Source organism: Pseudoalteromonas sp. GABNS16E (assembly GCF_028598715.1).
Lineage (GTDB): Bacteria > Pseudomonadota > Gammaproteobacteria > Enterobacterales > Alteromonadaceae > Pseudoalteromonas > Pseudoalteromonas atlantica.
Map to the genome: position 1 here is coordinate 1 of NZ_JAQREZ010000009.1, position 24,860 is coordinate 24,860.

At 41.6% G+C, this 24,860-nt stretch carries 24 protein-coding genes; 12 read left to right on the plus strand and 12 right to left on the minus strand.

Features of this window, described 5'->3' with window-relative positions:
- Together PSI06_RS05585 and PSI06_RS05590 are read right to left on the minus strand one after the other, a co-directional pair.
- The coding region (locus PSI06_RS05585; protein WP_273603179.1) for a transposase at positions 1-149 on the minus strand (149 nt) is incomplete at its 3' end.
- Between the two features lie 87 nt (positions 150-236).
- The gene (locus PSI06_RS05590; protein WP_273603123.1) at positions 237-929 is read right to left on the minus strand and encodes a hypothetical protein; all 693 of its coding nucleotides are present in this window, start codon (positions 927-929) and stop codon (positions 237-239) included.
- Positions 930-1,082: 153 nt separating this feature from the next.
- Between PSI06_RS05590 and PSI06_RS05595 the strand changes: the two genes are divergently transcribed.
- The 7 genes from PSI06_RS05595 (at position 1,083) to PSI06_RS05625 (ending at position 10,437) form a co-directional block, all read left to right on the plus strand.
- Positions 1,083-2,444, plus strand: a complete 1,362-nt coding sequence (locus PSI06_RS05595) for a TolC family protein (protein WP_273603124.1) — start codon at positions 1,083-1,085, stop codon at positions 2,442-2,444.
- Entirely contained in the window at positions 2,441-3,586 is a 1,146-nt protein-coding gene (locus PSI06_RS05600) for an efflux RND transporter periplasmic adaptor subunit (protein WP_004588879.1), read from the plus strand. The genes PSI06_RS05595 and PSI06_RS05600 overlap by 4 nt, the downstream gene beginning before the upstream one ends.
- On the plus strand, positions 3,586-6,771 hold the full coding sequence (locus PSI06_RS05605; protein WP_273603125.1) for an efflux RND transporter permease subunit: 3,186 nt from the start codon (positions 3,586-3,588) through the stop codon (positions 6,769-6,771). Before PSI06_RS05600 ends, PSI06_RS05605 begins: the two co-directional genes overlap by 1 nt.
- A complete protein-coding gene (locus PSI06_RS05610) occupies positions 6,771-7,454 on the plus strand; it encodes a response regulator transcription factor (protein WP_029772931.1) in 684 nt (227 codons plus the stop codon). Before PSI06_RS05605 ends, PSI06_RS05610 begins: the two co-directional genes overlap by 1 nt.
- Positions 7,451-8,737 carry a sensor histidine kinase gene (locus PSI06_RS05615; protein WP_273603126.1) on the plus strand — a complete coding sequence of 429 codons (1,287 nt, stop codon included), beginning with the start codon at positions 7,451-7,453 and terminating at the stop codon, positions 8,735-8,737. Before PSI06_RS05610 ends, PSI06_RS05615 begins: the two co-directional genes overlap by 4 nt.
- Before the next feature lie 192 nt (positions 8,738-8,929).
- A complete protein-coding gene (locus PSI06_RS05620) occupies positions 8,930-9,991 on the plus strand; it encodes a hypothetical protein (RefSeq protein ID WP_273603127.1) in 1,062 nt (353 codons plus the stop codon).
- A 101-nt stretch (positions 9,992-10,092) separates the two neighbouring features.
- A complete protein-coding gene (locus PSI06_RS05625) occupies positions 10,093-10,437 on the plus strand; it encodes a PDZ domain-containing protein (protein ID WP_273603128.1) in 345 nt (114 codons plus the stop codon).
- 155 nt (positions 10,438-10,592) lie between these two features.
- Here PSI06_RS05625 and PSI06_RS05630 read toward each other — a convergent pair whose 3' ends face one another.
- The 3 genes from PSI06_RS05630 to PSI06_RS05640 form a co-directional block, all read right to left on the minus strand.
- Positions 10,593-11,540, minus strand: coding sequence for an alpha/beta hydrolase (locus tag PSI06_RS05630; protein ID WP_273603129.1), 948 nt, complete (start codon positions 11,538-11,540; stop codon positions 10,593-10,595).
- 107 nt (positions 11,541-11,647) lie between these two features.
- Positions 11,648-12,505: an MBL fold metallo-hydrolase gene (locus PSI06_RS05635; protein WP_273603130.1), complete on the minus strand. Its 858-nt coding sequence runs from the start codon at positions 12,503-12,505 to the stop codon at positions 11,648-11,650.
- Positions 12,506-12,982: 477 nt separating this feature from the next.
- Positions 12,983-14,866 (minus strand): AMP-binding protein, encoded by a 1,884-nt coding sequence (locus PSI06_RS05640; protein WP_273603131.1) that lies wholly within the window; start codon positions 14,864-14,866, stop codon positions 12,983-12,985.
- Between the two features lie 183 nt (positions 14,867-15,049).
- Here PSI06_RS05640 and PSI06_RS05645 point away from each other — a divergent pair, with 183 nt between their 5' ends.
- Complete coding sequence (locus PSI06_RS05645) at positions 15,050-15,454, plus strand: nucleotide triphosphate diphosphatase NUDT15 (RefSeq protein ID WP_273603132.1); 405 nt, start codon at positions 15,050-15,052, stop codon at positions 15,452-15,454.
- Here the strand turns inward: PSI06_RS05645 and PSI06_RS05650 are convergent.
- The 4 genes from PSI06_RS05650 to PSI06_RS05665 all read right to left on the minus strand — a co-directional run bounded on the left by PSI06_RS05650 (position 15,444) and on the right by PSI06_RS05665 (position 19,518).
- Positions 15,444-16,532, minus strand: coding sequence for a polysaccharide lyase family 7 protein (locus PSI06_RS05650; RefSeq protein WP_273603133.1), 1,089 nt, complete (start codon positions 16,530-16,532; stop codon positions 15,444-15,446). The genes PSI06_RS05645 and PSI06_RS05650 overlap by 11 nt on opposite strands.
- 128 nt (positions 16,533-16,660) lie before the next feature.
- Positions 16,661-17,611 carry an alpha/beta fold hydrolase gene (locus PSI06_RS05655; RefSeq protein WP_273603134.1) on the minus strand — a complete coding sequence of 317 codons (951 nt, stop codon included), beginning with the start codon at positions 17,609-17,611 and terminating at the stop codon, positions 16,661-16,663.
- Between the two features lie 46 nt (positions 17,612-17,657).
- Positions 17,658-18,428 (minus strand): substrate-binding periplasmic protein, encoded by a 771-nt coding sequence (locus PSI06_RS05660; RefSeq protein WP_273603180.1) that lies wholly within the window; start codon positions 18,426-18,428, stop codon positions 17,658-17,660.
- A gap of 94 nt (positions 18,429-18,522) precedes the next feature.
- On the minus strand, positions 18,523-19,518 hold the full coding sequence (locus PSI06_RS05665) for an AraC family transcriptional regulator (RefSeq protein ID WP_273603135.1): 996 nt from the start codon (positions 19,516-19,518) through the stop codon (positions 18,523-18,525).
- A gap of 97 nt (positions 19,519-19,615) precedes the next feature.
- Between PSI06_RS05665 and PSI06_RS05670 the strand changes: the two genes are divergently transcribed.
- Positions 19,616-20,062, plus strand: coding sequence for an SRPBCC family protein (locus PSI06_RS05670; protein WP_126008070.1), 447 nt, complete (start codon positions 19,616-19,618; stop codon positions 20,060-20,062).
- The gene (locus PSI06_RS05675) at positions 20,059-20,886 is read left to right on the plus strand and encodes a sterol desaturase family protein (RefSeq protein ID WP_273603136.1); all 828 of its coding nucleotides are present in this window, start codon (positions 20,059-20,061) and stop codon (positions 20,884-20,886) included. Before PSI06_RS05670 ends, PSI06_RS05675 begins: the two co-directional genes overlap by 4 nt.
- Position 20,887: 1 nt before the next feature.
- On the opposite strand, the gene PSI06_RS05680 is transcribed toward PSI06_RS05675, so the two are convergent.
- Together PSI06_RS05680 and PSI06_RS05685 are read right to left on the minus strand one after the other, a co-directional pair.
- On the minus strand, positions 20,888-21,271 hold the full coding sequence (locus PSI06_RS05680; RefSeq protein ID WP_004586056.1) for a hypothetical protein: 384 nt from the start codon (positions 21,269-21,271) through the stop codon (positions 20,888-20,890).
- Positions 21,268-21,573 carry a hypothetical protein gene (locus PSI06_RS05685; RefSeq protein WP_036963831.1) on the minus strand — a complete coding sequence of 102 codons (306 nt, stop codon included), beginning with the start codon at positions 21,571-21,573 and terminating at the stop codon, positions 21,268-21,270. Before PSI06_RS05685 ends, PSI06_RS05680 begins: the two co-directional genes overlap by 4 nt.
- 271 nt (positions 21,574-21,844) lie before the next feature.
- On the opposite strand from PSI06_RS05685, the gene PSI06_RS05690 reads away from it, so the two are divergent.
- Positions 21,845-22,264 (plus strand): VOC family protein, encoded by a 420-nt coding sequence (locus PSI06_RS05690; protein WP_024033213.1) that lies wholly within the window; start codon positions 21,845-21,847, stop codon positions 22,262-22,264.
- 155 nt (positions 22,265-22,419) lie between these two features.
- Positions 22,420-23,205: a hypothetical protein gene (locus PSI06_RS05695; RefSeq protein WP_273603137.1), complete on the plus strand. Its 786-nt coding sequence runs from the start codon at positions 22,420-22,422 to the stop codon at positions 23,203-23,205.
- Between the two features lie 25 nt (positions 23,206-23,230).
- Here PSI06_RS05695 and PSI06_RS05700 read toward each other — a convergent pair whose 3' ends face one another.
- A complete protein-coding gene (locus PSI06_RS05700; RefSeq protein ID WP_273603138.1) occupies positions 23,231-24,817 on the minus strand; it encodes a sensor domain-containing diguanylate cyclase in 1,587 nt (528 codons plus the stop codon).
- Between the last annotated feature and the right edge of the window lie 43 nt (positions 24,818-24,860).

A 24,860-nucleotide genomic window follows, 5' to 3' on the forward strand; every position in this document is an offset into this window, starting at 1 on the left:
AAATCTCGCCATGGAATACCTGTGCGCATCTTATACAGTATGCCTTCGAGCGTTTTTCTATGGTCGGGCTTATTATAAATTCGACCACTTAAGTACATTACTTTTGATAAGACATTCCATGTCCCGTCTGTTAACATTAATCTTGGCATGTAGGTTCGGTGTAAAGTTTTCTGGCGAATTCAATTATACCTTATCTTCATGCTGTTTGTTTTTCATACCACAAAGATCAACACGCCCTAGTTTAAGTCGCTAATAATAAGCAGCGGAAAGTTTTTAGCTGAACGAGGTTGCCAATTATTATAGCTAATATTGCTAATTCCAAAATAGTTAAGCACCTTAGGTGAGTACGTCCAGCCACGTGCACGTTGCTTTATGGCGGCGCTGCGTAAACTGGGTTTTAGCCCTACTGTGAGTAGGTCGTGATTTACATTTAGCTTTGTGTAAAAGGCTTTTTCGCGCAAGCTTGCTTTAGCAATTACCTCATCGTAATAAGCGCGTAATGTTTGCCACTTTTGGCTTTTTTGTGGCTCTTTTAAGTGCTTTACCATGGCATCAATATCACTATCTAACCACTTAGCTGAGGCTGCATCCCCATGCCAGCCAATAATTGTATTGGGCTCAATTGTAGTAGGGTGGCCAGCAAGCAACACATAATTTGCACACGACGAAAAGCAAAACTGCTTTATGTTTACCGTTAGCTTATGCGCCAAAATTAATTCGGCTAAGTCCATCCCTAAATCTATGTTTCCGCCGCCGCTGGTAATCGTAAATGTATTAATTGTAGGGTTAGTTTTTAAAAGCTCAGCTGCCGTATTGTTATTTTGTTTGTTGATTTGGCCACTGTATATAATGGTTTTATCACTTAAGGTTACTTGAGCCTGCAATAACGTGGGGAGTATTAAAAAAAGGGTAAAAATTAATTTATGCATATGAGTTTTAAGTGAATATTTTTGCCAAAGGCTACGTAATTTGGCTAAACGAGGCAAATACTAATTTGTCTAAAGTAAGTTAACCCCTTTTAACCCATCCTTAACCCTTGCCCTAATAAACTGTGTGTAATGATGTAAATTAGGCACAGTTAAATGGTTTATTTTAAAAAGCGCTCAACGGTTTTATTGCTTGCACTTAGCTGCACGCTTGCTGCGTGTAGTAGCCAGCCAAGCTATACAGGTAATAGCACCGAGCAATCGCTAAAGCAGCATGCAAATTGGCAATACACACAAGATGATGCAACCGAGGTAAGTTATATCACTGATTTAGTGAATATAGCGGGGCTTGATTCGCTTATTAACCAAGCCGTTGCAAATAACCCTTCATTTAACCAAGTGCATGTGGCGCTAAAACTTGCTTATGCGCAGCGCGATGTTACCGCAGCAAGCCAGTGGTTTAGTGTAGATGCCGATTTTGACGCTCAGCGTAACGAAACAACTGGCACACAGTACAGCTCATCACTAGGGGTTAGCTGGGAGGCCGACGTATGGCAAAAAATTGCTGATAACGTAGCCGCGCAAGACATGACCATAGCCAGTAATCTGGCCACTTACCAAGGCGCTAAAGACACCTTAGTAGCCAGCGTGATGCGCACGTATTTAAACATTATTTTGCAGCAAGATTTACTTAACATTGAGCAGCAGCGCTTAACGGTTTTAGAAAATAACGAGCAAAGCATTGTTGAGCGTTACCAATACGGCTTAGGTGATTTAGAAGCCCTTGATACCGCGCGTTCAAATACCGCTTCTACCCGAGCCACTATTGCCGATTATCAAGAACAAATAGCACAAGCTAAACGTGCTTTAGTATTATTAGTGGGTGTAGATAAACTTGAAAACTTACCTACTACCTCTGTTTTACCTGAGGTTATTGAGCCGCTAAGCGCGCTACCAGAGCAAGATTTAGCGCGTCGCCCCGATTTACAAAGTGCCTATTACAATATTCAATCTAAACGTTATTTAGTTGATGTAGCTTACAAAGATTTACTGCCAAGCATTACGCTTTCGGCATCGCTTAGCGATTTAGCAACTACACCCAGCCAAGCATTATTAACCAGCCCAGTATGGAACTTATTAGGCAGTTTAAGTGCGCCATTGTTTCAAGGCGGAGCACTTCGTGCACAAGTTGATATTGCAAAATTAAATGCCGAACAAGCGTTTTGGGAATACCAAGACACGCTACTTAGCGCCGTAAACGAAGTAGAAAACGCACTAGGCCAAGAGCAATCATTAACGCAGCAGCAGCTACAAATTAATAAAGCACTTGCCAGTGCTAAGCGCAGTTATAGCAACTACCAAAGCAAATACCAGCAAGGTTTGGTTGATATTTTAGACCTACTCACTGTGCAGCAGCAGGTGTACGACCTACAAGCTCAGCTTAGCCAAATAAATTACACCCTTTTAACTAACCGTATAGATTTAGGCCTTGCCTTGGGCCTTGGAGTATCGTCATGAAAATTTCGCCAGTACCTGTTGTTGTAACTCTTGTTGCCATTGTTTGTATAGGGCTTGCTATTTCATATAACGGCCAAAAAATGGCGCAGCAAGCAAATGGCCCTAAGCCTGAGCCGGCTAAATCTGTGGCACCCAATGTATCGGTTATTAACGCTGTGCCAAGTACGTATCAAGCCTATGTTAGCGGCCACGGTGAGGCTAAAGCACACTGGGCACTTAGCTTAAAAGCACAAGTTAAGGGCGAAATAACGAATATGAGCGAGCAATTTGCTACCGGAAATGTAGTTAAAAAGGGCCAAGTGCTTGCACAAATAGATAACACCGAATACTTACAAGCAGTCGCGAGCGCTAAAGCCACATTAGCAGATGCCAAACTTGCCCTACAAGAAGAGCAAGACTTAGGAAACCAAGCAAAGCGCGAATGGCAGCGCTCGGGCGTAACACAAGCGCCAAGCTCACCTTTAGTATTTAGAACGCTACAGCTAGAAGCCGCCCAAGCAACGGCCGATAACGCCCAATACGCACTCCAAACTGCGCAGCGTGATGAAAAAAACACCCATATAAGTGCGCCGTTTGATGCTGTTATTTTATCGCGCGATGTAGATTTAGGCACTTACGTAAGCATCGGCGATACACTTGCTACATTAAACAGCACCGACAAAGTAGAAATTAGCGTACCGCTTTCATTAAGCCAATGGCAAAACCTGGCAAGCGATAAGTCGGGCGAGGTTATTTTAAGTGATGTAACAACACAGAATCAGTGGCAAGGTTACATTGCTCGTTTTGAGCAGCATCTTGACGATAGCTCTCGCCAGCGCAGTGTAGTGGTTGCGCTAGACAAACCTTTTGAGCAAGCAACACCATTGTTACCAGGTACATTTTTAGCGGTACAAATTGCCGGTAAAGCGCTTAACAACGTAATTAAATTACCCGCCTCAGCAGTATCGCAAGAGGGCTTAATTTGGTACGTAAACGAGCAAAACACGTTAATGAGCATTCAAGCGCAAAAACTATTTGAGCGCGGTGATTACGTTTATATCTCTCCTATTGAAGGGCACACTAATTTACGTGTGGTGGCTCGCCCACTCGTAAGCTACTTAAACGATATGTTAGTAAACCCAATTGTTGAGGAGATGCCATAATGAGCCCGCATCAAGCACCGCAATTACCTAATAATACTAACCCTTTGCACGGCATTATTTGCTGGTTTGCTAACAACTCAGTGGCCGCCAATTTATTACTCATTAGCGTAATAGTAATGGGTATAATGTCGCTTTCTACTTTGCGTAAAGAGGCGTTTCCAAGCCTTGAGCCAGATACTATTTCGGTATCGGTGGTTTACGACAGTGGCGATGCCTTACAAGCAGAAGAAGGCATAGCCCTAAAAGTAGAAGAAGCCCTTGAAACCGTACCGGGTATTAAGCGCATTACCTCTACATCGGATGCCAGCGGCAGTCATGTAAGCATTGAGAAAAAAACCGATTACTCGCTTGATGAGCTACTCACCGATGTTAAAAACCAAGTTGATGCCATAAATAACTTTCCGGCAGATGCCGAAGAACCGGTGATCGACAAAGCGCGCAGGCAAGATCACGCATTAACCTTACAATTATTTGGTGATGCCGACCGCCATACGTTGCAAAACCTAGGTGAAAAACTAAAAGCCGATTTATTAGCTAAATCGGGCATTAGCGATGTAGAGCAATCGGGCGTGCTTGACCCTATGATGTCGGTAGAAATCGACGAAGGCAAACTACAAGCCTACGGTTTAACTATTAGCGATGTAAGTGAGGTGATTAACAACGAATCATCGAGCCCGCTTTCTACTAGCTTGCGCGATAGCAATAAAATTATGCGCCTAAAAGCGGCAGACCAAGCTTACTGGCAGCGCGACTTTGCCAATATTGTGTTATTTACAACGCAATCAGGCACACAAATTAAATTAGGTGATGTAGCAACCGTTACCGACACATTCGCAGAAGATACCAACTCACTAAGTCGTTATAACCAACAAAATGCCGTAGGCATTGAAATTTTAATGGATGAAAATAGCGATATAACCACCATAGTTGAGCAAGCACAAAGCGTAATTGATACATGGCACGAGCGCGGCTTATTACCGCAAAATGTAGAGCTTGAAAGCTGGCACGACAAAAGCACCATGATCACCGAGCGCCTATCGCTGCTTACTAAAAATGCCGTAACCGGTATTATTATGGTGTTTGTTATTTTAGCGATATTTTTAAATGTACGCGTTGCACTATGGGTTGCAGGTGGCTTGCCATTTGTATTTTTTGGCACGCTGTACTTTATGACCGACAGCTACACCGCACTGACCATAAATGAAATGACCACCTTTGGTTTTATTATGGCGCTGGGCATTGTGGTTGACGATGCCGTGGTTGTGGGGGAGAGTATTTACACCACTCGCAAAAAACACGGCGACACCCTTAATAACACGATTTTAGGCACCATGAAGGTGGCTGTACCCACCATATTTGGCGTATTAACCACGGTAGCTGCGTTTGTTGCGCTTTCGAATGTATCTGGCAATTTAGGTAAAATTTACTCACAGTTTGCGACCGTAGTGACGATTTGTTTACTGCTTTCGGTTGTTGAATCAAAACTTATTTTACCGTCTCATTTAGCCCACGTAAGCACTAAACGCCAGTTAAAGTCGGGTCTTAGTGGCTTGTGGTCAAAGGTGCAGCATGGCGCCGACAGCGGTCTAACTTGGTTTAGCGATAAAGTGTACCGCCGCGTTATTGAATACTCGTTACGCTTTAGGTACGCCATTGTTGCTGCATTTGTAGCCTTTTTTATTCTGGTTGTTGGTATGCCTATGACCGGTGCAGTAAAAGTAGGTTTTTTCCCAAGTATTGCCGGCGATACCGTAACCGCTGAGCTTGTTATGCAAAACGATGCAGCGTATGGGCAAACTAATAAAAACTTGTTAGCGCTCGAGCAAAGTGCACTACAAGCCCAGCAAAATTTAATGGATAAGTTTGACTCGCAAGAGAGCGAAATAACGAGCTTACAATTAGTGAGCAGTAGCGATACTAGCGGTACGGTAAGTGTTGAACTGTTAAACAAGGGCGACTTTACTGCAAGCGAATTTGCACAAGAATGGCAGCGCCTTGCAGGTATGCCAGAGGGCAGCAAAAAGCTACAAGTATTGGCTACACGTAAAATGGTCGATAACTTTAAAGTAGAATTAAAAGCCTGGGATGACGAAACCGTAATGGCCGCAGGCGCACTGTTTAAAGAGCGCTTACAAAATACTGCTGGTGTTAATGGCATAGACGATAATTTAAACCCAGGTCAGCCACAGCTTAAATTTACCTTAAATGCACAAGGGCGCGCTTTAGGTATGGATACGGCGAGCCTATCAGAGCAAGTATTACAAGCTTTTGGTGGAGCAATTGTACAGCGTTACCAGCGTGATAAAGACGAAGTAAAAGTACGTGTACGTTACCCAGAAAACGCCCGTAAAACACCAGCCGATATTATGCAATCGCGTATTAGGTTACCCGATGGCACCGTAGTACCTTTGGTTAACGTAGCCAATATAAGTAGCGAATATCAGCAAGATGAAATAACCCGCATTGATGGCCTACGTGCAATTTACTTAAGCGCACAAGTAGATAAAAACATTGTGGCATCTAACGAATTAGTTGCTAACTTAAGCCGCGATTTAGTACCTGAGCTTAACGCGCAATTTCCTAACTTAAGTATTCACTTTGCCGGAGAAGCCGAAGAGCAAGACGAAACAACAGGCTCAATGGCCACTATGTTTATAGCCGCGTTATTAGTTATATACGTATTGCTGGCGATTCCGCTTAAATCGTACATTCAACCTATGTTGATTATGGTGGCGATTCCCTTTGGTATTGTGGGTGCTATTTTAGGCCATTGGTGGAACGACTTAACCATCAGCATACTTTCTTTAAATGGTATTTTGGCGCTCAGTGGGGTGGTTGTAAACGACAGCCTACTATTGGTATCGCGCTTTAACGAGCTGGTAAAAGATGAAGGCATGAGCACGCACGATGCCATTGTAGAGTCGTGCACAAGCCGCCTGCGCGCGGTAATGCTTACCTCAATTACAACCTATGCGGGCTTAGTGCCGTTATTAAGCGAAACCTCAATGCAGGCACAGTTTTTAATTCCTGCTGCGGCATCACTTGGTTATGGTATTTTGTTTGCCACGGTTATTACGTTAATCCTTATTCCGGCATTATTAATGATTCAAATAGACATTAAGCGCTTACTTGCCAATGTGTTAGACTTTTTAAGTGGTAAACGCACCCAAGGAGCTGCCTCTTAATGATAAACGTACTACTGGTGGAAGACGACATAGACCTGGCAACAACAATTGTTGATTACCTCGATATAGAAGACATTGAGTGTGACCATGCAAGCAACGGCGTTTTGGGCTTAAATTTACTGCAAATTAATGATTATCAAATGATTATTTTAGATGTAAACATGCCCAAAATGGACGGCTTAACAATGTGCAAAACATTGCGTGAACAAGGTAAAGATATTCCGGTATTAATGTTGACCGCACGCGATAGCCTCGATAACAAACTAGAGGGCTTTGCCGCCGGTAGCGACGACTATTTAGTAAAACCCTTTGCCATGAAAGAGCTAGTAGCGCGGGTACAAGTGCTGGCAAAGCGCAAAAGTGGTGAGGCAAAACGCCTCACCTTGGCTAATTTAAATTTAGATTTAGCAAAGCGCAGTGCCGATGTAGAGGGGCAAACATTAAAGTTATCGCCCATTGCATTTAAATTGCTAGAAACCTTAGTACGCCATGCGCCGCAGCCTGTTACGCGCAGTAGCATTATGCAAGCTATATGGGGCGAAGAGCAGCCCGACAGCAACAGTTTAAAAGTGCATGTGCATCATTTGCGTAAGCAATTAGAAGCAACCACACACCAAGTTACACTTGAAACCATTCCTAGTGTGGGCTTTGCAATAACAGCAAATGAAGGGCAACCACAATGAAAATAAGGCCTAGTTTAAGGCTCTACTTTTTTGCCAGTATGGTAGTGCTTAGCTCTGCTATGGCCATTGGCTTTTCGTTTTTAAGTGTAAATTACTTTATTGATGGGCTAGATAAAGGCTTAAACGGAGTTATGTTAAAGCTTTCGCAAACCACAGAAGTAAAGCCAGGGGAAACAAAAGAGCTGGTGGGCTTTAATATAGCAAGTCGCTGGGAAGACATGCCTGCGTCAATTCAGCAGCGTTTTAAAAAACCAACAGAGGTGGGGCTTTTACATAAAACAAAAGACAGGCCATCGATGTTTTCTATGCCGCAAAATTTATTTTTTGTGGTGTATTATCCAAACCCCGAAGGCGAGCCGCGTTATATATCGCGCATTATGCTCGAAAAAGACAAACCACAATTGCTCGCTAATATAGAGCCCGAACAACGCATGCTATGGATTGCCATTACAGGCATTGCGGCCATTGTGTTATTTGCGTTTTTTTTGTTTATGGTAATGAAAAAAATAGCCAAGCCAGTGGAGTCGTTAAGGGGTTGGGCTAAATCGTTAAACCAAACTAATCTACAGCAAACACCGCCCGATTTTACATATAACGAACTAAACACTTTAGCCACATTAATACGCAGCAGCTTGCTTTCGGCAAATGAAAGCGTAGAGCGCGAGCAGCGCTTTTTAAGCTATGCCAGCCACGAGCTGCGTACGCCAATTTCGGTTATTCGCAGTAACGTTGAGCTACTCAATCGGCTGAGCGAAAAAGCCCCGTTAAGTGATAAACAACAGCTTACACTTGAGCGTATAGCGCGCGCCGGTTTAACCATGAGCGATTTAACCGATACGTTATTATGGCTAAGCCGCAACGAAGATCAGCAAAGTAGTCCAGAACCTGTAAACCTTAGTGATAAAATAACGACCCTGAGTAACGAGCTTAATTACCTGCTTAATGCTAAGCACGTTGAGGTGGTTTTAAACACCCAGCAAGAGAGCGTTATTACCACCGATGCTACTGCGTGCCACATAGTACTGACTAATTTAATTCGTAATGCCTACCAACATACCCAATTTGGCCAAGTACATATTACGCAGCAAGGCAGTAAAGTGACTATTGTTAATTGTAGTAAGCAAGACGATGCCCCTAAAGCGAGCTCGCCCTCAGCAAAACACGCCAGCATAGGGTACGGACTAGGCCTGCAATTAAGCGAAAAAATAATAAAACGCCACGGCTGGATTTACGATGTAAACGACATGCCAGGGCGCTATGAAGTGGTGGTCGATTTTAGTTAGTTATTTGGTTAATTAGGTTTAAAGTATTAATAACCGCGCTAAGGCTTTTTATAAAGTGTTAGCGCGGTTTTTTGTGGTAGGTGTGAAGTTTAAAACTAGTAATAGTAAAGTGTTAAGTAATTTGATAAAACCTTAGAGGCTAAGAGGTTCGCGGAATGTTAATTTATTAATCTCCAATAAAGTTGAGGTCGTATGGAATTAAAAGACTTTGGTTATCATCAATTTGATAACTTTATGGAAGAGCATGGAATAGAAATTAGCGATGAGAGCTATTTAGGTGTGCTTTTAAAAAAGAATTTAGGTAATGGGGGTTCTGAAGGTTCTTATTCAAATATACTAAATATTAGTGCTGCAGTTGAATCTCTTGTGGGCATTGATAGATATGAATCGTGGCTTGTTGAAAACCTCAAGTTGCTATCTTACGAGCCTTATAAATCCAATGACAAAATAATTCAGATAAACTCAAAAGTAGCTGCTGAACTTATTGCAGGCGGGCAGCTATCTAATGTTTTTCATGAAATTGAGCCTTTAGTAGAAAGACAGGGTCAAAAAAATCCTGATTTTAAGTTACTAGACTCTACTTATTTGGAAGTATATTGTCCCCAAACATCTCAACAGAATATCGAAGCGGTACAAAAGCAACATAATGAACAAAAAGATAAAATGATTTCGATTTCATTCTCTCATCCCCAAACAGGACAAACAGTAGGTGCAAAAAGGTACCCTTCAAATAAGATTATAGATAGAGTATTAAGTCACAAAAGAAGTAATGACCAAACCAAAGTTGATTCTTATAATTTGCTTTGGCTTGATTTAACTCATGGTTTTAATGCTTCTTGCGATAATACCTTACCATTAGTCACTATCCACCATGTAGGTACTATATATACTGGTAGTTTTGGTATTTGGCATGCATTTTATGGGAAAAAACATAAGTCTACTTTTGTCCCTGATAGAACAGAGTTACGTTACCTAAACTCTAATTCTGGTTATTACCAACAGATGGAGGATGGGTTATTTAGGGAAAGACAACATTTGAATGGTGCTTTACTGTTAACTAAAGATGGCTTAATTTTCTTTGAAAATCCATGGGCAAAAATGGCATTACCGGAGGAGGTAAAGAAAAAAATCACTCAACTCTACAGGTTTCGGGCTAACTACTCATGGTTTCAAGCTAGTGAAAAGATTATGCCGAGTGAATTGGTTGAGAGGGAGTTAAATAAGATTGAATGGCTCTACCAAAAGAGCGACTAACCAGTTCTCCAACGCTTACAGTTTAAAGCTATTTTTAGATTAATTTTTATTGTTAGATTTATTCTATAAGCTCGTTATATTTACATGGAGTGTTTATTTTTATGTTCAAAATTATAATTATTTTAATATCAATAGTTTCTTTTAATGCCTTGGCAGCAGAAGAAGTGAAGCTTGGAGTTGTAGGGAACGTTGGGGCAGATGGCTTTTTTAGCCCAAAAGTAATGTCATTTATTATTGAAAACGTAAAGCCTAATTCACCCGCTGAAAAAGCAGGGATTGTTGCAGGGCAAAAAATTATTTCTATAGAAGGCTGTAAAATTCCGGGCTGCCCTGCCAGTAAAGCAAAAAAATTAATGCGAAAGGAGTCAGGGGACATCTTACAGTTAGTTTTAGAAAATGAGGATGGTAGCCAAGTTCCTTTAGAGGTTCCTATGAATGCTTGGTAAGACTAATGAGCTTTAAGCGCCGTTAATTGTCGGACGGTGCTGCGCTTCCGACCTACGTTTTAAAACGGTTTAAAAGTCTATTAAAAAAGCGGCTTAACGTAGTAAACGTTAAGCCGCTTTTTTGTGATTGCTGATAGGATAATACTTGTAAATGATTATTCGGGGGCAGCTTGCTTGGTTTTTCTAAACATAAACTCAAGGGGAATGTGTAAGCGTTTTGCCCACGCGTTTTCGGTGTGATCTTCCCCCGGGAAATACTGGCTTTGCCATAGCTTTGCTGGGTATTGTTGCGCCATAAATAAATCATCAATTTGCGCTTGTAGCTTAGGGTACATGGCATCTAAAGTGCTGTCGCCATAATCAAAATACACTTTTTGGTTACTCAGCTTTTCGATGTTGTTGGCAATGTAATTTTTAAACTCGGCAAATACTTCGTCGTCGTGGCTAAAAATACCCGGCCAGTGGGTCGACATACAAATAGCACCTGCAAATTCGTTAGGGTAATTAAGTAGTGTATACCACGATATAAGCCCACCCATGCTAGAGCCACCAATATAGCGGTGCCGCGCGCCTTTATTTACGTTGTAGTTAGACTCTATGTAAGGAATAACTTCTTTAACTAAAAAGCGTGAGTAGTTGTCTGAGTACACCTTAGAGGCAAATAATTTGTGGCCTGGGTATTTTTCTAACTGGTATAGGGCGTTTTGCTTTTGTTTGCTCAAGGCCTCAAACGGTTGTTGTGGGTAGTATTCGCTGTGGCGGTTTTCTACGGAGTTTGGAATACCTACCACAATAAATGGGCGTACTTTGCCTTGCTCTATTAATGAGCCGGCTACTTCATCTACGCGCCATTCTTGCTTGTTCCATGTGCTATTGGCATCAAACAGCATGCGGCCATCGTGCATGTAAAGTACATCGTAGGTGGTGTTTTTGTTGTAACCTGGCGGTAGCCATACATTTAAAAAACGGTTTTTTACAAACTGTGATTCTATATTGTCGATCACCTCAATATAGCCCTTGCTTACTTGCACGGTGGGCGTGTTTGCATAGCTGGTATGCACTACAAATATTGATAAGCTAAACAGTAAAGCAACTAATTTCATGGTTGCACCTTAGCATACAAAAAGTGCACTATCACAAGCTTGCATTGTTAATTCAATGTGAATACGTATGCACTTGCATTTAAGCTACAAATGCACACGCATACAATTTATAAATCGCTGCGCCAGCCCATGCCCGACTCTTCCATAAGGCGCTCGTATACGCCCTCAATATTAAGTGGCAGCCATGCTTTATATTGCTTTAAATCTGAAAATTCATCGAGCTTAACGTTTTGTTTTATTTGCTCTAGGCTTTGCCCTGCAAGCGCTGCTGCGGTTACTTGGCTGTAAAGCTGCTCTATATAGCGTAAGTAACGTGCTACATCGGTTTTATTACCCATATCGGCATGGCCGCCCACAAAGGTATTAAAGTCGTAATTTAAAACCGCTTGGGTTGAATTAATCATACCTTGAATATCGTAGCTCCATAGTTTTTGCCATGGCATTCTGCCAATGACTATCCAATCGACTACAAATAATGTTTTTTGCTTTTCGAACAGCATACTTACTGAACCTCGGCCATCGTTAGGGCCGTGGTAGTTAAGTTTTAAGGTTGAGCCGCCAAGGCTAAGTATTAGTTCATCATCAAAAGTAAGGTTAGGCATAACCGTTTTTATTTTCGTGTTTTTAATATCTTGCGCGGTAAGTTTGTGCGCAACAAAGGTTGTGTACGGGCTTTTAAATACCTCTGCGCCGTAAATATGGTCGCTGTGATTATGGCTATATACAACGTATTTAACGGGTACGTTATAGCGAGTTTTAATTTGCTCCTTTAACCACGTGGCAGCTTTTTTATTGAGTGGGTCGGTAACTATTGCACCTTGTGGAGTGATTAAAAATACCGAGCGGTGTCTGTCGTCAATAAAGCGGTGGAGGCCATCGCCTAAATCTTCAATTTCGTAACTTTGCGCCATAAAACCTGTAAATAGTAGGCTGGTGGCAAGTAGTGTTTGTAATAAGCGAAGCATGCACAATCCTGTTTAATGTTCTAAGGGTCTGTTGACCTTTGCGGATTAAAATTTGTTCAAACTAGGGGCTATTTAATCGCGGCGCGAGGTTTGTAACCTAGTGGGCTCGATAACTGCTCCTGCGTTATTCTAATGACTTACATCCCTGTAAGAATAAGTAAAAGCCGAGCAAAGCTTCCGCGTCCTGCTCACGCCCTTTACCTACATCCATGTAGGCAACAAAGAGTAAATAGCCCCTAGGAAGAACCCTTTGGGCAGCGCCTGTTTGGCATTAATGCTACGTTATCGCCTATTTGTGGGGAACAACCACACTATATAGGCTCTGCCTTGCCTAAATACCAAACAGACAGCTGCAAATTTAACCTTAAAAGATCAACAGACCCTAGCATTAAGTAAGAAAGTGCTAATGAGTATAAAATTTCAGTCAAAGTAAAAGCCATTTTATTTTAAATATAAAATGGCTTTGTTAGGTTGGGTTTAACGCAGGGTGAGCTGCTGGTTTATTTCTTCAAAAATACCGGCGTCGTCTATGGTTGAAGGTATTTGTAGTTCGTCGCCATCGACCAGTTGACGTAAATTTTTGCGTAGTATTTTACCTGAACGAGTTTTTGGTAATCGCTCTACGCTTACTATCGTTTTAAGGCACGCTATAGCGCCTATTTGGTTGCGTACTGTTTGCACAAGCTCTTGCTCTACATCGGTAGGGGAGCCGGTAAAGTCGTTTTTAAGTACGATCATGGCCATCGGTAATTGGCCTTTTAGTGTATCGGTAACCCCAAACACCGCGCACTCTGCAACGGCTGGGTGGGATGCGACTATTTCTTCCATTTCGCCGGTTGAAAGCCTATGGCCTGCTACGTTTATAACATCGTCTGTGCGGCCCATTATAAATAGGTAACCATCGTCATCTATGTAACCACCATCGCCGGAAAGATAATACCCCGGGTACTGAGTTAAATAACCGGTTTTAAAGCGCGCTGTGTTTTTCCAAATGGTGGGTAAGCAACCTGGCGGCAGCGGCAATTTTATAGCCACCACGCCTTGCTCGTTTGGTGCGCATTGCTCGCCTTGCATATTCAATATTTGCACATCAAACCCAGGGGTTGGCACGGTAGAGCTGCCTGGTTTTGTCACTAATTCTTCTATGCCTACGGGGTTACAGGCAATGGCCCAGCCGGTTTCTGTTTGCCACCAGTGGTCGAGTATTGGCAGGTTGGTTTTTTCTTTTAGCCAGTTGTACGTTGGCGGGTCGAGCCGCTCGCCAGCTAAAAATAGTCGTTTTAAACTACTGGTGTTGTACTGCTTAAAGCCCTCTGCATTTGGGTCTTCTTTTTTGATGGCTCTAAACGCAGTGGGCGCTGTAAATAATGCATTTACTTGGTACTGCTCTACTACTCGCCAAAATGCACTGGCATCAGGTGTGCGAACTGGTTTGCCTTCAAACAACACTGTTGTACAGCGATAAATTAGCGGGGCATACACTATATAGGAGTGCCCAACGACCCAGCCTATATCTGAGGCAGCCCAAAACACCTCGCCGGGCTGCATGCCGTAAACGGTTTCCATGCTGTAGTGCATAGCAACACCATGGCCGCCGTTTTCACGCACTACGCCTTTAGGCGTGCCTGTGGTGCCTGAGGTATATAAAATATAAAGAGGATCACGCCCACTTACAGGTACTGGCTCTACTGCAGTGGCTGTTTGCATTGCCTCATCCCAGTTAATATCTCTTGAGGGGATAAGCGTGGCAGCTACTTGTTCGCGCTGGTAAATAACGCAGTGATCTATTTTATGATTGGCAAGATCTATGGCGTGATCAATCAGCGGTTTATATTCTATTACGCTATCTACCTCTACACCGCACGAAGCGCTCAGTATGAGTTTAGGTTTAGCATCGTCTATACGTACGGCGAGTTCATGCGCTGCAAAGCCACCAAATACCACAGAGTGTATAGCGCCTAATCGGGCGCAGGCCAGCATGCCTATTACAGCTTGGGGGATCATGGGCATATAAATAACAACGCGGTCGCCTTTACTAACGCCTAACGATTGCATTACACCGGCAAATTTAGCTACCTCTTGCTGTAACTGGTAGTAGCTATACTTCTGCTGCGTGTTGGTAACGGGGGAGTCGTAAATAAGCGCGGTTTGCTCGCCAAAACCGGCAATAACGTGTTGGTCGAGCGCTAAAAAGCTGGTGTTTAGTTGGCCATCATCAAACCAATGGTAAAGGCCGTCAGTATCTTGTGTGTAGGCGTGTTCAGGATTTTTATACCAAGGTAGGCGCTTTGCTTGTTCAAGCCAAAATTGTGCTGGGTTTTGTTTAAAGCTTTCGTATTGTTGTTTATATGGGCCTAACATAGTGGGCTCCTAATACTAAATGTGTGTGAGAGACCTTACAAAAGGTAGGCTTTTTTTTAACCGATAGGTATTCGACTATGGTCGGCTAAAAGTTAAACAACACTTTGGGTTTTAAAATACAAAATTGACAATACAAAGCGTGTGGCTCAGCATGGCGAGCAATTAAATAAGAGAAAACGCAATATGAGTAACATAGTAAGAGTAGGGGTTGCAGTTATTATAATGCGCCAAAACACTATTTTATTAGGTGAGCGAATAGGGTCGCATGGTGCAAATACATGGGCAACGCCTGGTGGACATTTAGAATTTGGTGAAAGTGTTGAGCAGTGCGCAATACGCGAGGTATTTGAGGAAACAGGGCTAAATGTGAGTAAAATTATTAAGCTTGATTTTACTAACGATATTTTTAGTGCTGAGAATAAACACTACATTACTTTATATGTAAAAGCCGGTTACGAGGGCGGCGAGCCTGTGCTAAACGAGCCAAATAAATGTATGCAGTGGCGCTGGTGCGACATTAATAATTTACCATCGCCACTGTTTACATCACTTAAAAACTACTTAACTACAACAACGCTTACGGTTTAGTTGATGGGCTTAATAGTAATTTTTTAAAGCTCACTTGGGCGTAATCACCATTTTGCTTGTCGGTGGCCCAATCGCCAGTGCCTAAACAGCCTGGGTACCAAATGCCTTTAGCGCTTTTGGTGCTACATTGGTTATAAGCACCCGCTTTAAAGTAATGCCAATCGGCAGCATAGCCATTAGGGTGATCTTTTTCATCTACCTTGCCATAGGCATCTATGTTATTGCCTAAGTTAATTGCGTAGTTAACGTCTTTTTTGCCTTGGGCGCTAAAGGTTAAGTACATCATGTTTTTATGCACGTTTACTGTGTAACTAAAGTCTTCGCCAAGCGCTATGCCTGTCGCACCGGGATCGTCCGAGTTTTCCCAGGTATTACCCCACACAGGGTATGTAATGTCGGTTCGGTTAGGATCTTTTTTTGGTAAGTTACGTTCGTAATTCCAAAAAACAGATCCGGTTTTATGGCCAGGCCATTTTTTATAATAAATTTTAAGCGGCTCGTTACCCCAGCCAAAACCCAGTTTTGTATCTATTAAGGCTTGATCTTTACCTGCGTGAATTTGCCCTACCACCACAGAATAAGCGGCTTTTTTATTAGGATCGTTAGCGCGAAGCGCAACATGATCCACCTTTAGGGTGGCTTCCATTTTTCCGCCTACCGAGCCAAAGCGCTCCGATAGCGGGTGAACAGCTAGGGCAAAATTATTCTTTGAATTTTTAGTTTTTATTTTGGTATTAGTGCCGCGGATCATTTGTCTTAGTTCACTGCGGGTATTGGTTGAATTGGCGCTGGTAAGCGCTTTATTTGGCGAGGTAAAGACCATATAACCTTGATCATCAAGGTAGAAAAAATCAGGGTGCGCGTAGGTTTGGATCTCTTCTACGTCTACGGTATCTATTGTTCCATCGTTATTGAGATCTACAGGTACGTTTATTTTCCATTGCGATAAATCAAATTTTGACGCAGGCACTGCGACATTACTATCAACAGGTGTACTTGTGCTGGCACAGCCCATAAATAGCAAAGGGGTAACAGCAGCCAGTGCTGTGAGTTTAAAGGTAGATGTTAGATTTTTCATTGTTGTCTCTGTGTGATGATATTAAAAATGAGCGATATTAACTTCGCTTAACTTTAATCTAACATACCAATTTAAAATATCAACATTACCAATTTTTTGTTTTCGTAGTTTTTATAGTGCTTTTTTGGTTATACCAAAGTGGTTTTTTGTTGCTGTTGTTTTTTACGTTTTTTATTTAGGTGTTTGCGCTGCGCTTTTTTTACATGCTTAACTATCCACTTTGTCATAAGAGGCATAAGTTCTGGCGCAAAGTTATGGCCCATCCCAGGGACTACTCTTAGTTTGGCTTTTTTTATAAGGCTTGCCGTTTTTTTGCCTGCACTTACGGGTATTACCACATCGTCGCTGCCGTGAATTACTAAAGTAGGCGTTTTAATTTTACGAATTAAATGTTGCCTGTCTTTACTCGCAGCCATAGCAATAAGTTGGCGTTTGTAGCCACTTGGATTATGCGAGCGCTCTACAATTTGCGTTGCGTGATGGCGAAGTGCGTCTTCTGATTGAGGGTAAGCGGGGCTGCCAATAAGTTGGTTAAGTTTAATGTTGTAGTTTATCGCCTCATCACGGCTGGATGTTTTGGGCTTTAATTTGGCAAGCTTTATAAATACGCCAATGCTTTTGGCACTCAGCCTTGGCAGGCTAGAGCTTGACATAATAGTGGTTAAACTTAGCACCTTTTTTTTATGTTGAGCTGCAATTAGCTGAGCAATCATACCGCCCATAGAAGCACCTACAAAGTGTGCTTTTTTTATTTTAAGCGCCGCCATAAGCGCCAATACATCGTTTGCCATATCATCAAGTAAATAGGGGGGTTGCGTGCGTATGGGCAGGCGTTTACTTAACCACGATTTAAATAAACTCGGGCTAGGGTGGTGCTCTAAATGAGTAGAAAGGCCAGTGTCGCGGTTATCAAAGCGTATAACCCTAAAGCCTTTTTTTACTAAGGTGTAGTAAAGCGAGTCGGGCCACACAGTCATTTGTGCCCCTAAACCCATAATAAGTATGATTGCGGGGGCTTTTTTATCGCCTTCGTCTTGGTAACTGAGTTTTATACCCTGAGGTGTTTTAATTGTTCGCATAGCCAACTAGCAGTGTTTGCGTTGCTAAAATTATAGACCCTGTTTATTACAACTTGTTGGCAGTAGCCGGAAACGGTAGTTGCCACTTGGTTAAAATAGCCTGATATTCGCCGTTTTCTTTTAGCCTGTTAAGTGCATGGCTAATAGCGCTTGCGGTGTGTTTATCTAGGGTTTTGTTGGCACTAAAATATAATTTTGAAGGGTAGTCGGTTAAATGAATTCGCTTAGTTATTAAATTGGGATTTAGGCCTGAGTGCTTTAGCTCGTTATTTAACGTAAGTGTGTTGGTTAGTACAAAGTCGATGCGTTTTTTATAAAGCATTTGCCACAGTTGCTGATAGTAGCTTACAAGAACTAGGTTTTTGTCTTCGGTAAAACCGGCGTTTTTTAAATAGGTGGCACTTGAATAGCCACGTATTGTGGCCACTTGGTAAAATTTTGCGTGATTAAGGTGGGTAACTTCATCAGTACGGTTTTTTAAGCTAACTAAATAAGCATCGGCAAAGTATGACTCACCTAGCCAGGTGTATTGCCTTGCTCTAATGGGGGTTTTTAAAAGAGACAACGCAATTGCATTTGGGTTGTTTTCAAGCATTGTAAAAATACGCGCCATAGGAATTATTTCAAGCTTGGCGGATAGCTTTGTGTGTTTAATGGTGGCTTTGGCTAAATCGACTAATGCGCCGTCGGGTTCGTTATTTTCATTTATAAAATGATAAGGCGGAAGATCTTCTGCTACAAAGGTAATGGTTTGTGCGTTGCACATGGCGCTATAAAGCATAAACACACAAATACTTAATACTACACGCACAAATATAACCCACATTTTTAATTATTATGCGCTCTAGTTTAAAGAGTGTTGATTAAAAGGTATACCATAAATGTTTATTTAATGTGAATAACACTGCGGTTCATTTATGTTTTAAAAATTGTGTGGGTGTGCAATGGTGCCATCGTAAAAAAGCACGATTAAACGAGCTCTGATCTTTAAAGCCTAACAGGTTAGCTAGTTCGCTAAGTGGGAGCGTGCCAATTAACGTGTGGGAGCGGCTTTTTCTTTCTTGTTCTAGCAATTGCGCAAAGGTTACATGTTGTTTTTTTAAATGTCGCTGTAGTGTGCGCGGTGTTACGTTTAATGCGCTTGCAACTGCAATAAGCTGGCAATTTTGTAATGTTGTTTTTGCAATAAGTAGCTGTTTAACTTTTTCTGTTAAGCACTGCTGACTTTTAAAACGCGATAGCTGCTGTTGTGAAAGCTGCTTAAATGTAGCATTTACAATGGCGTTGTCGGTTTTAAAGGCAAGGTTTAAATAACTGCTCGGAAAGTTTATTTGGTTATGCGCTGCGCCGCTTATAACGGGGCATTTAAACCACGCTTCTAACTGTTGTGTGTGCCTTTTAGGCCAATTATGTATAAAGCTGATACTGCTTGGGCAAAGTGATGCGTTTATTAATTGGCGAATAATGCTTACCCACGCAGTCATGTTTCGTAATACTACTTGTTCATTACAATGAGGATGAGCATGCCAGCGCACCGTAGCGGTGTCTGCAGTTTGCAAAAACTGCGCTTTACCAATATCTGCCACTAAGCTGTCGTAATTTAACAGTGCCTTTATAGCGCTACTTAGGGTATCGCTCGATTCTATTAAATAGCCCAATATACCGTAATCTGCGGGGCGAATGTGCATACCTAAAGTAAAACCAAACAGCGCATCGTTTAGCACTTTTTGGCCGTACACAAGCAGCGCATTGTAGCTTTGTAAACTAATACGGGGTGCTAATTGCTGACTATGCTGGCGACTAAATTCAGTAAACCCGATTGCCTTAAGAGCCGTATTAGAATCAATACCTTGGGTTTGCAAGTAATCTAAAATGCTCGAAAAGTAATGATCAGCCAGTGTATGCATTTGTCGTCTAAAGCTAAAAAATGGTCGTGTATGAGCAAGCTTGCCATGTTCAATTTTTATATGCTAGTTACATGAGTAATTATCTTCGCTGTAAACAATGATCTTTATATCAATAAAGCAAACGCTTAATGCAGATCCTTTGCAAATAATAACCACCTTGTTGGATCATCAGCAGTTAGATCGCTTTTTTAATGCCAAGTTTGAGCTAATAAAAACAGCAAATAGCGGTGAGCTAAAAGGCGGGAAAGGCGCTATTAGGCAAGTGAAAATGGCAAATGCCACGTTTAATGAGCGTATAATAATGGCTAACCCCAGCCACATTTGCTACCAAATAGTAGGTAACAAGCCTGTGGCAAACCATCAAGGTGATATTTATTTAGTTGCTAATACAGGCGCTAAAAGTATCACTACCGAGCTTAATTATTGTATACGCTGCAAAGCGCCGTGGTGGCTGCCAAATGCTTTGCTAAAACACTTAATTAGTAAAGATATAACCCAGGCATTAAATAAACTGCAGCATTACTTTATGGTGGGCAAAGTATGAACTCAGAAATTATTTTACTTGCCCTAAGCCCTGTGTTTTTAGTGTTTGTATGCTTTGAATTTGTAAAATTTAAGCGCTATTACAATATAAAAGACAGCCTAGCAAACACCGTTTTAGCCTTGTTGCACCAAGGCGCAGATGCAATGGCACTGCTGCTACTTATGCCATTTTTTTACATGTTTTACGAGTACCGCTTATTTGATATAAAGCTAAGTGTATTAAGCGTTGCTTTTGCATTTTTACTGCAAGATTTTTTGTACTATTGGTTTCATCGTGCGTCGCATCATATTCATTGGTTGTGGGCTGCGCATGTGGTGCACCACAGCTCCACTAAAATGAATTTTACCACTGCGTTTAGGCAAAGCATAATGTACCCAGTAGCCGGCATGTGGGTATTTTGGCTACCTATGATACTGCTAGGGTTTGACCCTTTAACCGTATTTAGTGTAGTGGCACTTAATTTGGCGTATCAATTTTTTGTGCACACGCAAATAGTGGCTAAGTTAGGCTGGTTTGAAAGCGTATTTAATACGCCATCGCACCACAGGGTTCATCATGCAATTAATAAACGCTACCTTGATAAAAACTTTGCCGGTGTGCTTATTATTTGGGATAAATTATTTGGCACCTTTGTAGAAGAAGACAAAAATCAGCCCTGTAAATACGGCATAGTAGGGCAGCTAAATAGTAATAACCCACTAATAATAACGTTTCATCAGTGGGCTCATTTATTAAAAAGTACCTATACGGCGAAAGGGTTAAAAGCTAAATGCAAAGTGCTATTTGGCTACCCAACCAGTAGCGTTAAGGTTAAAAACGAGTGATTTAGCCAAGTGGCTTTTTACTTCTTGGCGCTCCGAGTAAAATAAACATGTGGCAAATACAAATAGATAAAAACGCACTCACACCTAACGCACCGCCATAACCATCAAGCTTTGGTACCAGGTATTCAAATAAAAACGAAAATAAAATAGATGAGCTGGCCACGGTATAAATACCAAATCGGTGTGGGGCGCTCATGCCTATAAATGTGCCGCCAAAAAACACGACTGAGTATAAGTCGGGGTTTAGGTTTAAAGCACTTAATAGTAAATAAGCAATAATAGAAAGCGAGGCCGATGCACGTATGCCGTCAAAACGATTATGTTTGGCTAAGTAAAACGTTAAAAACGCACCTAATAAGGCTATAAACGGGTATTCTAAATTCATAAAACCATTCCTTTGGCCAACATAAATAAAGCCACGCTTGCAAAGGCAACACTGCCAAGCTTACCGCCAAATCCGGTAAACATATTTATGGTAAGCACATATAAACTGGCGCCAATAACTGAAATTATGGCTATTTCCCAATAACTTGTAATTAAGTGTGTAGAGCACATGCCGGCAAAACTACCTGCGTAAATAGCCGCATAGGGATGATTTTTAAACCGAGCAGGAAAAGGAATAAACGAGCCAATTAGCCCTGTAAGCGCCGCCGAAATAACTAAAGGCAATGCAAAAGTTGTGTGCATGGCAAAGCAGGCTACAAAGCCTAAAAAGAAGGTTATAAATTTTAAAAATAAGAATTTAATCATAGCAGTGCATTTTAAACTAATCCTTTTACGCTTTCTAACTATCTCTAATAAATAAAATGTGGGTGTTAGCGTTAAATGTTATTAAGGCTACTTTTTAATCTGGGTTGGTATTAACTATGCTTATTTGTGGCTGTTAATGTTTCATAAATTATATTTTATGTATAATAGAGGTTATTAATATAAAAATTTAAAAGATTAAAGGTAATTTATGTCTAACTGTTTGCACTTGGCTATACCCGCTGGCGATTTAAAAGTAGCGAAAACGTTTTACTGTGATGTGCTTGGCTGTAAAACAGGGAACAGCGAAGAAGGGCGCTGGGTAGACATAGACTTTTGGGGTAATGAGCTCACATTACATCAAAGCGAAGAGCGCTTACCCACTGTTCGCCACGATGTAGATATGGGCGCAGTGGCGGTACCGCATTTTGGTATTCATTTATCAGAAGATGAATTTAACGGTTTAAAAAAACGTATAGAAGATGCGGGGCTTGAATACCTAGATAAACCGTATCGCCGTTTTGTTGGTGATGAGTTTGAACAAGAAACCTTTTTTATTGAAGATCCAAACGGCAACGTGCTTGAAATGAAAACCATGGTAAACCCTGAGGTTTTATTTAAAAAAGCGTAAGCAATATATTTATTAAAGAATAGGCCACTTTTGTAGTGGCCTTTTTTGTACCTATAGATGAAAATAATTACACCGTATGAGTGATATTTATTCACTCTACAGTACGGAATTTTAAACGTAGACTAACGCGCAACTCTCATACTTTATAGTTATTTATGTTGCTGTTAAAACTCACCATTGCGCCATTACTTTTATTATTTATTCACTTTGCTCAAAAACGCTTTGGCAGTTTTGTGAGCGGTATTATTCCGGGCTTGCCTATTACATCGGGCCCTATTTCGTATTTTATTGCGCTTGAGCAAGGTAAGTTATTTGCGAGTAACTCGGCTGTGGCGTCGTTGTATGGCATGAGCGGTATAGGCTTATTTTGTTTTTGTTATGCTGCCATGCTTGCAAAATATGGGGTAGTTAAAGCGCTGTTTGCTGCATTAACACTATGGTGCGCTTTTAGTGCATTTACCTTGTTATTGCCGGTGAATATTGCCTTTGCATCGGTGCTTTCGCTCAGTACTTTATTGGTGCTTGCGCTGGCATCGAGTAAGTTAAAATTTGCGCCCGATGCCAAACCTTTTACCGCTGCGTGGGAGCTGCCGCTAAAAATGTTATTGGTCAGCTGCTTTATTATGTTAGTTACGTTTATATCGGCAAAAATAGGCGCTATGTGGAGCGGGTTACTTTCTACTTTTCCGGTAATTTTGGCGGTTATGGGCAGTATTGCGCATGCAAGTGATAAAAAATACTCGGCGTATAAGGTGCTTAACGGCGGCATTATTGGCTCGTTAGGGGGCTGTGTGTTTTTTGCTGTGATTGCACTCGCGCTTAAGTTTGAATTTTTGATTTGGCAGGTATATGCAGCGGCTGCAGTGTGCTCAACTTTATTTACCATTATTATGAGCCACTATGTAAACCGTAAACAATTTGCCAAGCCGGCTACGGTTTAATAGCAATAAGCAGTATTGCCTAAATTTAGCCATCTACTAACGTGAGCGGTTTAACCTTTCGTTGTATTTTTTCATGGTACATGGCGGTGTCGCCCGCTTTTAAAATTTCATCAATAGAGTGGGGCGGTTCACTAAATACGGTAGTACCCATACTCGCTTTAATGGCTATAGGGTCGTTGTTGTGATTTATTGTGAGCCTATTTAAGGCGGTTTTTAAATGATGAGTTTTAGGGTTTACCTGCGCATTAGTATAAAAATGTGCAAGTACGACAAATTCATCACCGCCTAAGCGCCCTACAGCATCGCTGCTGCGAACACTGCTTTTTAAGCAACGGGCAACCTTGCATAAAGCGTCATCGCCTACAGCATGGCCGTAGCTGTCGTTTATTTGTTTAAAGTCGTCTAAATCTATATACATCAAACATAATACGCCGCCTTTTTTGGCGTGCATATTGATAAGCGCGGTTGATTTTTTAGCCCAGCCCCTGCGGTTTAAAATACCACAAAGGGGGTCGTAGTCGGCTTCGGTTTCGGCGCGCTTTTGTGCAATTCGCATTCGGCTTATACGCCTTGAAACCGCAACAGCTAATAAAAATGATTCAACCGCAAACGCTAACACAAACCCATAACGCTGCATAAACGGACTTTGGTTAATAAGCAGCACCCTAAAAATCATACTTACTAATACAAAGCTAAGCGCTACAAATACGAGTGTTGCCTCGCGGACACCTTTGAGGGCTTGCATGGCTGCTAACGTAAAAATAACAGCCACAATAAACAGCGAAGAATAAGCCATTATATGCCCTGCTATTGTCCAAAATAACAGGTCGGTAACGAGCATTTTAAGAACCGCGCATAGCATTACAGTACAGGCCAATTTTTTGAGCAGCTTAGTTAATTTAGGCCAGCGTTTGTTAGTCTCGAGTAACGCAAGCATAAACCACGTGGCACTTAGTACGGTTAAGCCAATGCTAAGTAGGTATAAGTTAAAAATAACGCCAGAGACATGCTGCGTTACAAATAAATACAGTTGCCCTTCTTGGAGTAAAATAAAGCTGCCAATACAAAAAATGTAAATGCTGTAGAGCTTAAATACACTTTCGTTAAGTCTATGCCCCATTATTAATACATAAAAAATAAGCGTAATGCACAACCCATAAAATGAGCCCATAATCAGCGAATGTTGCTGCGCTTTTTTGAAATAAATGTGAGTTGGCTGCCATTTAAACCGCGGTGTGTAATTAAGCTTTGATTCTAATGTTATTGTGGCTGTAAAAGCCCCCGAGTCCATTAAGTAGGCTACTTGCCCCGCTTTTAAGGGCGCTTTTACAGTGTTGTTTTGCTGCCAAGTAAAGCTATCTAACCCTGGGCGTAAAAAGCTTAGTACGCCACCATTTTTAACAGAGCAACTTATTTGGTATTGATTAACACCGCGTTGAGCAGTGAGTTCAGAAGGAGTATTTACCTTTAGCACAGAGGCAGGCGTGGGTGAGTTTAAGTGCTTTATTTTACATGTATCGGCAGCATGAGAATCAAAAGTAATAAATAACGCGAGCAAAGTAATGAAAACAAAAAAGAGCGCCCCCTTATTTTTAGGTGGGAAAAACGTCAATCTATTACCTTTATAGCTCATAAGCGGATCCAATTCTTACTAC